General features: G+C 77.3%; 13 protein-coding genes. 8 read left to right on the top strand and 5 right to left on the bottom strand.

Features of this window, described 5'->3' with window-relative positions; genetic code table 11:
- The 8 genes from FA014_RS20045 to FA014_RS13075 all read left to right on the top strand — a co-directional run.
- Nucleotides 1-715 (top strand): EboA domain-containing protein (locus tag FA014_RS20045; protein WP_230323136.1); only part of this gene is annotated, 715 nt, incomplete at its 5' end.
- Nucleotides 715-1590 carry a TatD family hydrolase gene (locus FA014_RS13045; protein ID WP_154730101.1) on the top strand — a complete coding sequence of 292 codons (876 nt, stop codon included), beginning with the start codon at nt 715-717 and terminating at the stop codon, nt 1588-1590. The genes FA014_RS20045 and FA014_RS13045, both read left to right, overlap by 1 nt.
- A gap of 2 nt (nt 1591-1592) precedes the next feature.
- Nucleotides 1593-2780 (top strand): metabolite traffic protein EboE, encoded by a 1188-nt coding sequence (eboE, locus tag FA014_RS13050; protein ID WP_154730112.1) that lies wholly within the window; start codon nt 1593-1595, stop codon nt 2778-2780.
- A complete protein-coding gene (locus FA014_RS13055; protein WP_154730102.1) occupies nt 2777-4189 on the top strand; it encodes a nucleotide pyrophosphatase/phosphodiesterase family protein in 1413 nt (470 codons plus the stop codon). The genes eboE and FA014_RS13055 overlap by 4 nt, the downstream gene beginning before the upstream one ends.
- 142 nt (nt 4190-4331) lie before the next feature.
- Nucleotides 4332-5828, top strand: coding sequence for an RNB domain-containing ribonuclease (locus FA014_RS13060; RefSeq protein ID WP_154730103.1), 1497 nt, complete (start codon nt 4332-4334; stop codon nt 5826-5828).
- 194 nt (nt 5829-6022) lie between these two features.
- On the top strand, nt 6023-6319 hold the full coding sequence (locus tag FA014_RS13065; RefSeq protein WP_154730104.1) for a hypothetical protein: 297 nt from the start codon (nt 6023-6025) through the stop codon (nt 6317-6319).
- 175 nt (nt 6320-6494) lie between these two features.
- Nucleotides 6495-8477, top strand: coding sequence for an HNH endonuclease signature motif containing protein (locus tag FA014_RS13070; protein ID WP_154730105.1), 1983 nt, complete (start codon nt 6495-6497; stop codon nt 8475-8477).
- 109 nt (nt 8478-8586) lie between these two features.
- Complete coding sequence (locus tag FA014_RS13075) at nt 8587-9099, top strand: GNAT family N-acetyltransferase (RefSeq protein WP_195969287.1); 513 nt, start codon at nt 8587-8589, stop codon at nt 9097-9099.
- Nucleotides 9100-9174: 75 nt separating this feature from the next.
- On the opposite strand, the gene FA014_RS13080 is transcribed toward FA014_RS13075, so the two are convergent.
- From FA014_RS13080 to FA014_RS13100, 5 genes are all read right to left on the bottom strand, one after another.
- Nucleotides 9175-9453: a hypothetical protein gene (locus FA014_RS13080; protein WP_154730107.1), complete on the bottom strand. Its 279-nt coding sequence runs from the start codon at nt 9451-9453 to the stop codon at nt 9175-9177.
- 149 nt (nt 9454-9602) lie between these two features.
- Nucleotides 9603-9920 (bottom strand): DUF3349 domain-containing protein, encoded by a 318-nt coding sequence (locus FA014_RS13085; RefSeq protein ID WP_154730108.1) that lies wholly within the window; start codon nt 9918-9920, stop codon nt 9603-9605.
- A gap of 10 nt (nt 9921-9930) precedes the next feature.
- Nucleotides 9931-10233: a hypothetical protein gene (locus FA014_RS13090; RefSeq protein ID WP_154730109.1), complete on the bottom strand. Its 303-nt coding sequence runs from the start codon at nt 10231-10233 to the stop codon at nt 9931-9933.
- The gene (locus tag FA014_RS13095) at nt 10233-11459 is read right to left on the bottom strand and encodes an inorganic phosphate transporter (protein ID WP_154730110.1); all 1227 of its coding nucleotides are present in this window, start codon (nt 11457-11459) and stop codon (nt 10233-10235) included. The genes FA014_RS13090 and FA014_RS13095 overlap by 1 nt, the downstream gene beginning before the upstream one ends.
- Before the next feature lie 150 nt (nt 11460-11609).
- A complete protein-coding gene (locus FA014_RS13100; protein ID WP_154730111.1) occupies nt 11610-12782 on the bottom strand; it encodes a hypothetical protein in 1173 nt (390 codons plus the stop codon).
- Nucleotides 12783-12856: the final 74 nt, after the last annotated feature.

Below are 12856 nucleotides of genomic sequence, written 5' to 3' on the forward strand. Positions count from 1 at the left end.
CGCCACGGCCCCGGCCGCCGCGCCACCGCCGACCGCCGTCGTCGCCGCCGCCCGCGGCCCGCACGCCGGCTGGCTCGCGGACTCCCTCGCCGAGGTCCGTCGCGACCCCCGGGCGGCCGACCGGGTGCTCCCGCTCGCCGGACGCCGGGTCGGTCGCGGCCCGCTGCGCCCGGGCACCGACCCGGCGGGGGTCGTGCACGGCACCGTCGACGACGCCGCCCGCGCGGCCGTCGTCCTCGCCCTCGCCACCGCCCACGGCGGTGACGCCCGGGGCCTCGCCGAGCACCTGGCCGACCTGTACCGCGCGGGCGACACCGCCGAGCGGCGCGGCGTCCTGCGCGGCCTGGACGCCCTGGCCGCGGCGGCACCGGACGGCCCTCCCGGCCCGGTCGTCGCCGTCGGCCGGGACCTGGCGGCCGACGCCCTGCGTGCCAACGACACCTCGCTGGTCGCCGCCGCGGTCGGGCCGTTCGCGGCCGCGCACCTCGACCAGCACACCTGGCGGCACGCCGTCGTCAAGCTCGTGTTCCAGGGCACGAGCCTCGACGCCGTCGCCGCCCTGGACGAGCGGGCGGACGCCGAGCTCGCCCGGATGGCCCGCGACCTCGCGACCGAGCGGCGCGCCGCCGGCCGGCCGGTCCCCGACGACCTGGCGCGCCTGTCCGGCGCCGCCGCAGCACCCCGCACCCGCACCGCCGACACCGAGGAGCCGTGATGCGCATCTTCGACCCCCACGTCCACATGACCAGCCGCACCACCGACGACTACGAGGCCATGTACGCCGCCGGCGTGCGCGCGGTCGTCGAGCCGGCCTTCTGGCTCGGGCAGCCGCGGACCAGCGTCGGGTCGTTCGTCGACTACTTCGACGCGCTGCTCGGCTGGGAGCGGTTCCGGGCGGCCCAGTTCGGCATCCGGCACCACGCGACGATCGCCCTCAACCCGAAGGAGGCGAACGACCCGCGCTGCGCCGAGGTGCTCGACCTCATCCCGCGGTACCTGGCCAAGGACGGGGTCGTCGCGGTCGGCGAGGTCGGCTACGACGCGATGACCCCCGCCGAGGACGAGGCGTTCACCCGGCAGCTCGCGCTGGCGCTCGACGCCGACCTGCCCGTCCTCGTGCACACCCCGCACCGGGACAAGCAGGCGGGCACCCGGCGGACCCTCGACGTCGTCCGCGAGTCGGGCCTGCCCACCGAGCGGGTCCTGGTGGACCACCTGAACGAGACGACGGTCGCGGCCGTGCGCGACGCCGGCGCGTGGGCCGGGTTCTCGATCTACCCCGACACCAAGATGGACGAGACCCGCATGGTCGCGATCCTGCGGGAGTACGGCACCGAGCGGATGATCGTGAACTCCGCCGCCGACTGGGGCCGGTCCGACCCGCTCAAGACCTGGCGCACCGGCATGACGATGCTGGAGCACGGCTTCACCGAGGACGACGTCGACCGCGTCCTGTGGCGCAACCCCGTCGCGTTCTACGGGCAGTCGGGCAACCTCCTGCTCGACCCGGTCCCGGGGTTCGTCGCGGGCGAGGCGCCGGCGCCGGCGACCTTCGAGGGCTCCTCCGTGCTGCGGGGGGTGCGCGCGTGAGCATGCCGCTGTCCTACTGCACCAACGTCCACCCGGCCGAGGACCTCGACGGCGTCCTGGCCCAGCTCGACCGGTACGCCGGCCCGGTGCGGGAGGCCGCGGGCCTCGACACGCTCGGCGTCGGCCTGTGGCTGCCCGCGGACCTCGCCCACCGGCTGGCGGCGAGCCCCGCCGACCGGGACCGGCTCCGCGCCGCGCTCGCCGCGCAGCGGCTCACCGTGCACACGCTCAACGCGTTCCCGTACGGCGGCTTCCACGCCGAGGTCGTCAAGCACGCCGTGTACGCCCCGACCTGGGCGGACCCCGCGCGGGCCGCGTACACCCTGGCCTGCGCGGAGGTGCTGGCCGACCTGCTGCCCGACGGCGTCGACGGCTCGATCTCGACCCTGCCGCTCGCCTGGCGGGAGCCGTGGACCGCGGCCGACGACGCCGCCGCGACCGCCGCCCTCGCCTCGGTCTCCGCGGGCCTGCGCGACCTCGCCGCCCGCACCGGCCGGACCGTGCGGCTCGCCGTCGAGCCCGAACCCGGGTGCGTCCTCGACACGGTCGCGGACGTCGTCGGCTGGCTCGAGCCCCGGCTCGGCACCGGGCCCGGGGAGGTCGACCCCGAGCACGTCGGCGTCTGCCTGGACACCTGCCACCTGGCGGTGTCGTTCGCCGACCCGGTCGCCGCCGTCCGCCGGATCCGGCAGGCGGGGCTCCGCGTCGTGAAGGTGCAGGCCTCCGCCGCGCTGCACGTCGCCGACCCGGCCGACCCCGCCTCCCGCGCCGCCGTCGCCCGGTTCGCCGAGCCGCGGTACCTGCACCAGGTGCGGGAGCGCAGCGGGGGAGCGGTGCACGCGGCCGACGACCTCCCCGACGCGCTGGACGCCGGCCTGCCCGGTGCCGGCCCCTGGCGGGTGCACGTGCACGTGCCGCTGCACGCGCGCCCCGCGGCCCCCCTCTCGGCCACCACCGACGTCCTGCGCGACGCCGTCACCGCGGTCCTGCGCGGCCCGCACGGCGACGCGGCGCACCTCGACGTCGAGACCTACACCTGGGCCGTCCTGCCCGACGACCTCGCGGCGCGCGCGGCGGACGACCTGGTCGCGGGGATCGCCGCCGAGGTCCGCTGGGCCGTCGACCACCTGGACCACCGGTCCTGGTGGGACGACGACGAGCACCTGACCACCATCCGGAGGACCGCATGAGGCCCCTGCTGCTGCTCGACGTCGTCGGGCTGACCCCGCGCGCCCTCGCGCACATGCCGCGGCTGTCCCGGCTCGCCGACGGCGGCTGGCGCGCGGGCCTGCGCACCGTGCTGCCCGCGGTCACCTGCTCCGTGCAGTCGACCATGCTCACCGGGCTCGACCCGTCCGGGCACGGCGTCGTCGGCAACGGCTGGTACTTCCGCGAGCTGGGCGAGGTCCACCTGTGGCGCCAGCACAACCGGCTGGTCGCGGGGGAGAAGGTGTGGGAGACGGCGCGGCGGGCGCAGCCCGGGTACACCGCCGCCAACGTCTGCTGGTGGTACGCCATGGGCATGACGACGGACGTCACGGTCACCCCGCGGCCGGTCTACCACGCCGACGGACGCAAGTCCCCGGACGCCTACGTCCGGCCCCCGGCCCTGCACGACGAGCTGGTGGACCGGCTGGGCGACTTCCCGCTGTTCCGGTACTGGGGCCCGACCGCGTCGATCGCGTCGACCGAGTGGATCGTCGCCGCCACCCGGCACCTCATGGCCACCCGCCCGGCCGACCTCACGATGGCCTACGTCCCGCACCTGGACTACGACCTCCAGCGGTTCGGGCCGCTCGACCCGCGCGCCGACGCCGCGGCCGCCGACCTCGACCGGGCGCTGACCCCGCTGCTGGACGACGCCGAGGCCCGCGGGGCCACCGTCCTCGCGGTGTCCGAGTACGGCATCGAGCCCGTGTCCCGGCCCGTGCCCCTCAACCGGCTGCTCCGCGAAGAGGGGCTGCTGCACGTGTACACCCAGGCCAACGGGGAGCAGCTCGACCCCTGGACCTCCCGGGCGTTCGCGGTCGCGGACCACCAGGTCGCGCACGTCTACGTCGCCGACCCCGCCGACGTCCCGCGCGTCGCCGCCCTGCTCCGGGGCGTGCCGGGCGTCGACGAGGTGCTCGACCGCGCCGCGCAGGCCCGGTACGGCCTCGACCACGAGCGCTCGGGCGAGCTGGTCGTGGTCGCCGAGCCCGGCGCCTGGTTCACGTACCCGTTCTGGCTCGACGACGACCGGGCACCCGACTACGCCCGCGGCGTCGACATCCACCGCAAGCCCGGCTACGACCCGGCCGAGCTGTTCTTCGCCGACCGGGCCGCGAAGGCCCGCGCGGGGCTCAACCTGGTCAAGAAGAGGCTCGGGCTCCGCTACGCCATGTCGACGACCCCGCTCGACCCGTCCCGGGTCGCGGGCAGCCACGGCCGCCTGCCGACGTCCGTGGCCGACGCGCCGGTGGTCCTGTGCTCCGACCCGGACGTGCCCCCGGTCGTCGCTGCGGCGCTGGCGGCGGGCGACGCGGTCCCGGCGGCGGCGATCCGCTCCGCGGTCCTCGAGCTCCAGGGCCTCGGCGCCGTGGTGCCCGCGGGCCGGTGACGGCGGCGGCCGGTGCCGGGGGTCGCCGGCGCCCGGTGCCCACCCGGTCGTCGCGCCGCCACCGGATCGGGCGGGCGGTGGCGGGACGATCGGCTGGGGACCAGGACGGGCACCGGCCCCGGGACCGCCCTAGGCTCGCGCCGTGCCCCGACGCCACGTCCGCCTCCGCCCCGCGCCGACCGCCGCCGCCGACGAGGCCCGGCGGGTCGACGCCGACGTCCGCACCGGCCTGGACGCCCTGCGCGCCGAGCTGGACGTCCCGGCCGCCTTCCCGCCCGAGGTGCTCGCCGAGGTCGACGCCGTGCCCGCCGACGGCCCCGCACCGGCGCCGGCCGGCGCGGCCGAGCGCGCCGACGCGACCGACGTCCCGTTCGTCACCGTCGACCCCGAGGGCTCCCGGGACCTGGACCAGGCCGTGCACCTCGAGCGCCGCGGCGCGGGCTACCGGGTGCGGTACGCCATCGCCGACGTCGCCGCGTGGGTCCGCCCGGGCGGCGCCGTCGACGCCGAGGCCCGCCGCCGCGTCGTGACCCTGTACGCGCCGGACGGCCGCACCCCGCTGCACCCGCCGAGCCTGTCCGAGGGCGCCGCCAGCCTGCTCCCGGGCCAGGACGCGCCCGCCCTGCTGTGGGAGATCGACCTCGACGCCGACGGCACGCCGACCGCCGTCCGGGTGGGCCGCGCGACCGTGCGCAGCCGCGCGCAGCTCACCTACGAGGGCGCCCAGCGTGCCCTCGACGACGGCACCGCCGACGAGACGCTGGTCCTGCTGCGGGCCGTCGGCCGGCTGCGCCAGGCCGCGGAGGTCGCGCGCGGCGGGCTGACGCTCCCCACGCCGGAGCAGGTGGTCGAGGTCGACGCCCGCGGCCGGTGGACCCTCGGCAGCCGGGCCACCCTGCCGGTCGAGGAGTGGAACGCCCAGGTGTCGCTGCTGACCGGCATGTGCGCGGCCCGGCTGATGCTCGACGCGGGCGTCGGGGTCCTGCGGACCCTGCCGCCCGCCGACCCGCGGGACGTCGAGCGGCTGCGGTCGGCCGCGCGGGCGCTGGGCGTCCCGTGGCCCGCCGGCGCCGACCACGCCACCGTCGTCCGCGCGCTCGACGCCGGCGTCCCCGCGCACGCCGCCCTGCTCACCGAGGCGACCACCCTGCTCCGCGGCGCCGCGTACGTCGCGTTCGACGGCGCGCCGCCCGAGCAGCCGCTGCATGCCGCGATCGCCGCTCCGTACGCGCACACGACGGCGCCCCTGCGGCGGTTGGTCGACCGGTTCGTCGGCGAGGTCTGCGTGGCGGTCTCGGGCGGCACCGCCGTCCCCGGGTGGGCGCGCGCGGCGCTGCCCGAGCTCCCCGGGCTGATGGCGGCGGGGGACCGGCGTGCATCCGCCTACGAGCGTGGCTGCATCGACCTCGTCGAGGCCGCCCTGCTGTCCGACCGGGTCGGCGAGGAGTTCGACGGCGTGGTGGTGGACGTCCGCGACGACGGGGAGAGCGGGGTCGTCCAGCTCCGCGACCCCGCGGTCCGCGGGCGGGTGGCGGGCGCGGCACTGCCCCTCGGCACCGACGTGCGGGTCCGGCTCGACGAGGTCTCGGTCACGGAGCGCACCGTGCGGTTCGTGCTGGACGGGACGGGGCGCGGCTGACCGCTCCGACGAGCGTCGCGACCGACCGGGTCCTGCCCCTGGGACCAGCGATCGACCCGATGCGCTGGCGGGCCGCCCGGCCGCCACCGGACCGCGCGGGCTGTCGCGCCGGTCTGCCCCGTCGGCCGCGGAGCACCGGGCCGGTGCCGTCCCCGGAGGTGCCGCTCGGTGGCGCCCCGGCTAGCGTCGGCACCGTGCCCCGCCCGAGGTCCGCGGCCGTCGCCGCGTCGAGCAGGTGGACCGACCCCGACGGGGTCCGGGTCCCCGCGGGGGACGTGCACGCCTGGGAGCCGGGCCGCAACGAGACGGTCTGCGGCCTGTCCCTGCACCGCTCCGCCCTCGAGCGGTTCCCGCACGTGCGGTGGGCCGACGTCCAGCCCGCCTCCGGGCGGCACGCCGACCAGGTCGGCCGCCTGTGCCCGAGGTGCGCGGCCGGGACGGGGCAGCGACGGGACGAGAAGCGCTGGCGGCGGGTGGACCCGCGCCCGTAGGCGTCTCGGAGACCACCACCACGCCGATGACGATCGGCAGGGGCTCGCGGGTGCGACGTTGCGTCGCCGCTCGACGAGCGGTCACCGAGTCCTCCACAGGAGAAGGGGCGTGCTGCGTCCCCAGGGCGAGCGTGCGGACCGGGGGCGTGTGGGTGGTCGCCGGTAGCGTTCTTGCATGGCTGACCTGCAGGAACACCAAGACGGCGACACGCTCGCCGGCCTGGTGCTGCCGGTCTACGGGCCCGACGGTGTCTGCCTGACCGACTACGGCCCCGACCCCGTGGTGGCGTTCGGTGGGGCGCCGCGCACCGGTGAGCAGCGGCAGGTCGAGGCCATCGCCGCGTACCCGCCCGGACCCGTGCTGGACGCGTGGTTGCGGGGCCTGGACCTGACCGTGCTGGCCCCGGCGATCCTCGTGGAGGTGGTGGCGGCGCGGGTGCGGATGGAGGCCCACCAGCACGCCGCGATGCTCGACGCGGTCGCCGAGCTGGCGAACCGCCCCGAGATGGCCCCGGACTGGTCACCGCTCGCGGGTGCGCCACCCACGAACCCGAGCGTCGCGGGCGACGAGCTGGCCATGCGGCTGGGCTGGGCGCGGGTCTCGGCGAACAAGGCCGTGAACCGGGCGCTGCTGCTGAACGGGATGCTGGCGGACACCGGCCAGGCCCTGCAGACCGGCCACATCGACGCCGCCAAGGCCGACGTGATCACGACCGGGCTGACCGACCTGCCCTACCAGGCCGCGCACGCGGTCGAGACCGCGGTCCTGCCCGACGCCGCGCAGTGCTCCCGCAAGCAGCTCGAGCAGCGCGTGGCCCGCGAGGTCCGGCTCGCCGACCCCCACGGTGAGGCCGGGCGGCACACCCTGGCCCGACGAGGTCGCCGCGTCACCCACCCGCGGCGACGCCCGCACGGGATGGCCGCGATGTGGGTGGTGCTGGCCGCGGAGGACGCCACCCGGGTCGACGGGGTCCTGGACCACACCGCCCGCGCAGCCAAGGCACTCGGCGATCCCCGGACCCTGGACCAGCTGCGCGCCGACGGCCTGCGGGACCTCGTGGTCGGCGACGTGCCCGAGTCCGACGGTCCCGCGTTCGAGGTCCACCTCGACCCACCCGCCCCGGTGCTGCCGACCCCGCGCCGAGGGGCGGACTGGCTCGTGACCACCACCCGACGTCAGCCGGTGCGCCCGCGCCCGGTCGAGCCGATCCCGACCGCCACCGTCATCCCTGTGGGCGAGCCGCCGCCGACACCGCTGCCCGGTTCCGCACCCGACGCTCCCGCCGGGACCGACCTACCGCCTTGCCCGCCTCTCGCCGGGACCGCCCCACTGCCTTCCCCGCCTCCCGTGCCGTTGACCACCACCTCGCCGACCGAGCCCGGCGCCGACACCACGCCCACCGAGCCCGCCGCGAGCACCACGCCGACCCAGTCACCGCCCGGCACCACGTCGACCGGGCCAGCGCCCGGCACCGCGTCGACCGGGCCAGCGCCCGGCACCACGTCGACCGAGCCTGCGCCCGGCACCACGTCGACCGAGCCTGCGCCCGGCACCACGTCGACCGAGACCGCGACGACCACCGCCCGGCGGGGTTGCGGGCGCTGCGCCGGCCGACCCGGCGCCGAGGTCCGGGTCACCATCGCCGCCTCCACCCTGCTCGGCCTGGACGACAAGCCCGCCGACCTCGACGGGTACGGCCCCATCGACGCCGTCCGCGCCCGCGCCCTGGCCGACGGGGGCGTCTGGCGACGGGTGGTCACCGACCCGGTCACCGACCAGGTCCTGGACGTGGGACGCGAGCGGTACCGACCACCCGCGGGACTCGCGGAGTTCGTGCGCACCCGCGACAGAACCTGCGTCGCACCGGGCTGCACCTTCCCGGCACGGAACGCCGACCTGGACCACACCATCGAGTACCACCGACAACCCGGCGACCCACCCGACACCCCGTTGGGCCGCACTGACGCGGACAACCTCGGACCGATGTGCCACCGCCACCACCGCCTGAAGACCGACGGCGGGTTCCGGCTGCGCCAGATCCAACCCGGGTTGTTCGAGTGGATCACCCCCACCGGCCACCGCTACCTCGTGCGCCCCGGCATCGGCCGGACCCACGACGCCACCGCCGACGCCCACGACGCACCGCCACCGTTCTGACCGGTGAGGCCGCAGCCAGACGAACTCTCTGGGCACGCAGTGACCTCGGTGTGGGAGGAGGCGCACCAGCCGTGCGGGAGGAGGTGTCCACGTCGGTACGGTGACGGGCGTGCCTCTCGATCTGCGCCCGTACCAGCCGTCCGACGCCGAGGCCCTCACGGACCTGCTGCACCGGTCCTACGCCGGGCTCGCCGAGCGCGGGCTGAACTTCACCGCCGCGACCCAGGACGTCGAGCTGACGCGGTGGCGCGCCGCGGCCGGCCCGACGTGGGTGCTCGCCGACGGCATCGCCCCGGTCGCGACCCTGACGCTCTCGCTGCCGCCCGCGACGTTCCTCCAGGGCCTCACGTCCGAGGCCGCGACGCCGGGACGCGCGTGGCTGAACCAGATGGCCGTCGACCCGGCGCACCGAGGCCGGGGCCACGCCCGACGGCTGCGCGACGCAGCCCTGGCGCACGCCGCCGCGCACGGGGTGACCGCCATCGGCGTCGACACCGCCGAGCCCGCCGACGACCTGCTCGCGCTGTACCGCGGATGGGGCTTCGAGGAGCGCGACGTCATCCGCTGGCCCGGGAAGACGTACGACAGCGTGGTGCTGGTCCGCGAGGTCGCGGCCGGGTGAACGCTCGGCCGGCCGACCCCGCCGCACCCGACCCCGCCGCACCCGACCCCGCAGTCCGCTGACCGCGCGGGCTCCTCAGACCCCGGCGGTCCCGGGGCCGGTGGTGCCAGTGCCAGTGCCAGTGCCGGTGCCGGTGCCGGCGCCGGGCGAGGCCGCCGCCGTTGACGCCTCCACGTCGGAGCGCATCGCCCGCGCGCGCCGCTCCGCCGCCTCCTCCGCGTCGATCCGGCGCGCGTCGAGCATCCCGTCCCGCACCCCGCGGCGCACGACCAGGTACAGCAGAAACGCGACCGCCAGCAGCGGGATCACCCAGAAGGCGATCGCGGTCACCACCACGGAGAGGGATCCGAGCACGGGCCCACGCTAGCGACGGCGATGCCGTCGGCGCAGGCGTTCCCGGGGTCGAGAGCAGGTCACCCCGCGACCGGTTCGGTCAACGGCCGGCCCCGGCGTCGTGTCGCACCAGGGGTCGGTCACCCAGGTCGGGCCCGGTCAGCCGCTCGTCACCCCGCGTCGGGCCCCGCCAGCGGCCAGCCGCCGCGCGCCAGGTGCGCCGACACCCGGGCCACGTCCGCCTCCGACGCGGCGTCGAGGGTGGCGGCCCCGACCATGCGCTCGACGTCGGCGGTGGTGATCTCGGCGCCCCGGCTCGCGAGGATCGCCAGGTCCCCGGCGATCTGGTGCACCTCGGCCTCGGTGAGCGACCGCCGCAGCAGCCCGAGGAGCACGACGTAGTCCTGCTGCGGCACGCCCGCCGGGTAGCCGGCGCGCAGCCAGCGCACGACCCGCGCGGGCCAGGTGCCCGTCCCCGTCTCGGTCATCCCCGCCTCCTCAGGACTTCTCGACGAACAGGGGGCCGCCGCCCAGGCCGACCTCGTACCCGAGCCCGGACGCCACGACGACGGTGATGCCGAGCACGACGCCCGCCGCGGCGAGCGCGAAGCACAGCACCCCGAGCGCCCGCCCGAGCGGGTGCGGCCGCGGGGCCACCCCCGCGGGGTGCTCCTCGGCGTCGCCGCCCGCGCCCCAGGCCATCGCGCGCAGGCCGAGCCCGAACAGCACGGGCAGGCCGGCGCCCAGCACCAGCGACACCAGCAGCACCTGCCCGAGCATCCCCGTCTCCGTCGCCAGCATCAGCGCACCCCTCCCGCCGTGGCGGGGCGGCGCTGGCGCGCGGGCTCCTGCCACTCGTCGTTGACGTTGCCCGCGTGCACGGCGTCGCGCCGCGACCGCACGTACATCACGCCGCTGAGCGCGACCAGCACCAGCACGACCGCGACGGCGCCGAGCACACCGCCACCGAGCAGGTGCGCCAGGAACCACGTCGCCGCCCCGACCAGGCCGGCGGCGGGCATGGTGATCAGCCACGCCACACCCATGCGGCCCGCGACGCGCCAGCGCACCGTCGCCCCCGGCCGCCCGACGCCGGCGCCGAGCACCGAGCCGGTCGTCACCTGCGTCGTCGACAGCGGCAGGCCCAGGTGGCTGGAGACGAGGATCGTGGCGGCGGAGGCGGTCTCGGCCGCCATGCCCTGCGGCGGTGCGATGTCGATGAGGCCCTTGCCGAGCGTCCGGATGATGCGCCAGCCGCCCAGGTAGGTGCCCAGCGCGATCGCGAGCGCGCAGCAGACCTTCACCCACACCGGGATGGCGGTCGTGCTGGTCCAGTGCCCGGAGGCGATGAGGGCGAGCGTGATGACGCCCATCGTCTTCTGGGCGTCGTTCGTGCCGTGCGCGAGCGAGACCAGCGAGGCGGAGCCGATCTGGCCCCACCGGAACCCGCGCTCCGTGTACCGGGCGGCGACGCCGACGGTGATCCGGTAGACGAACCACGTGCCGGTCGCGGCGACCACGCCGGCCACGACGGGCGACGCGACGGCCGGGACCACGACCTTGCCGAGGATGCCGTCGGGCTCGCCGCCGTCCCCGGCCCAGTGCACCGCTCCCCAGCCGAGCCCGGCGACGGTGGCGCCGATCAGCCCGCCGAACAGCGCGTGCGACGAGCTCGACGGCAGGCCGAGCAGCCAGGTCAGCAGGTTCCACACGATGGCGCCGACCAGCCCGGTCAGGACGATGAGCAGCAGCGCCTCGCCGCCGTCCTGCACGAGGTCGGGGCTGGGTGCGCCGTCGGCCTGCTGGATCCGGACGACCGCGTTGGTGACGGTGAGCGCCACCTCGACGGAGAGGAAGGCGCCCACCAGGTTGAGCACCGCTGACAGGGTCACGGCCGCCTTCGGGGGCAGCGCGTGGGTGGCGATGGACGTGGCCATCGCGTTCGCCGTGTCGTGGAACCCGTTCGTGAAGTCGAACGCGAGCGCGACGACGACCACCAGCACGAGGATGACGGTTGCAGCGTCCACGGCGCCCACCGTCCTCGCCGTCCCGGTGCCGCGCACCAGGGGCACCGTTCCGTGGGCGAGTCGTCACCCGCCGTTCACCCCGGCCCGGGGCGCCCGAGGTTCCCGGGCCCCACGGCGGAACCCGGGGACCCGCGCCCGGACCCCCGCCCGTCAGCCCGTGAGCAGCGGGGTGAGCGCCACGACGACGCCGTCGGCGGGCCGGGTCGCGCCTGCGGCGGTGCCCCGGTCGGCCGCCACCGCGTCCTGCAGGTCGTCCAGCGCCCGGGCGAGCCCGGCGGCCGCGTCGTCGGCGGCCTCCGCGTCCTCCGCGCCCGCCTCGTCGGCGCCCAGCGCGCGCACGAGCGCGGCCCCCGCCTCGATCGCCCGGGCGGTCCCCTCCCGCACCGCGTCGGCCCGTTCCTGGTCCCCGGCGCGCGTCTCGATCGGCACCCGGACCGCGCGCTCCTCCGGGGGTGTCGCGCCCGCCTCCGCGACCGTGCGGGACGTCGCGACCGCCCGCCGCACGTCCAGCGCCACCACGGCGGCGGCGTCGACGGCGTGCGCGTGCCGGTCCTGGCGCTGCCGCCACGACCGGTAGTGCCGCGCGGTCCAGTTGCCGCGGGCCGCCTCGCGCGCGTCCGCCACCGCCGCGTCCGCGGCCGCGCGGGCGGCCCGCAGCCGGTCGTCGCGGGGCACGGGCACGTCGTCGTCGCGCACGGCCGCCGCCAGGTCGTCGAGGTGCTCGGCGGTGGCCGCACGCAGGTGGTCCAGCGAGCGCTCCGCCGGGGTGAGCGGCAGCGGCGGCACCACCAGGTTCACCCCGACACCGACCAGTGCGCCGACCAGCGTCAGCCCCACGTAGGCGGAGATGTAGCCCACGGGGTCCGTGTCGCCGATGATCAGCACGAAGAGCGCGGCCGTCGGCACCCACGACCCCATCTCGCCGAGCAGCCGCCACCCGCTGAGCAGCACCCCCACGAGAACGACGACGGCCAGGCCGGCGAGCGCGGGGAGGTCCAGGGCGTCCGTCAGCCGCGCCACCACCGCGCCCAGCGCGATCGCCACCACCGCCTGCACCGACCGCCGGGTGGTGCCGCGCACGGTCACCGAGGTGGCGATCACGGCGCCGAGCGGCGCGTAGTACGGGTAGTCGCTCCACGGCCCGGGCACGAGGCCGACGAGGACCCACGCGAGCACGGCAGCGCCGGTCGTGCGGGCCGCGCGGGTCAGCCACGGCCGGACGGCGAGGAACCGGGAGACCGCCCCGACCCCGGCACGCGCGCGGGGGAGGCGGGCAGGCCGCGGCGGGTGCTGCGGCGGGGCGGGGGAGGTGCCGGACGTCATCGCCCCCAGCGTCACCCGCGGCGCTCACGGGCGCACCCGGGCGCAGCGGCGCGGGTCGCCGGCGTCACCGCGGG

Source organism: Cellulomonas hominis, assembly GCF_005239125.1.
Taxonomy (GTDB): Bacteria; Actinomycetota; Actinomycetes; order Actinomycetales; family Cellulomonadaceae; genus Cellulomonas; species Cellulomonas hominis_A.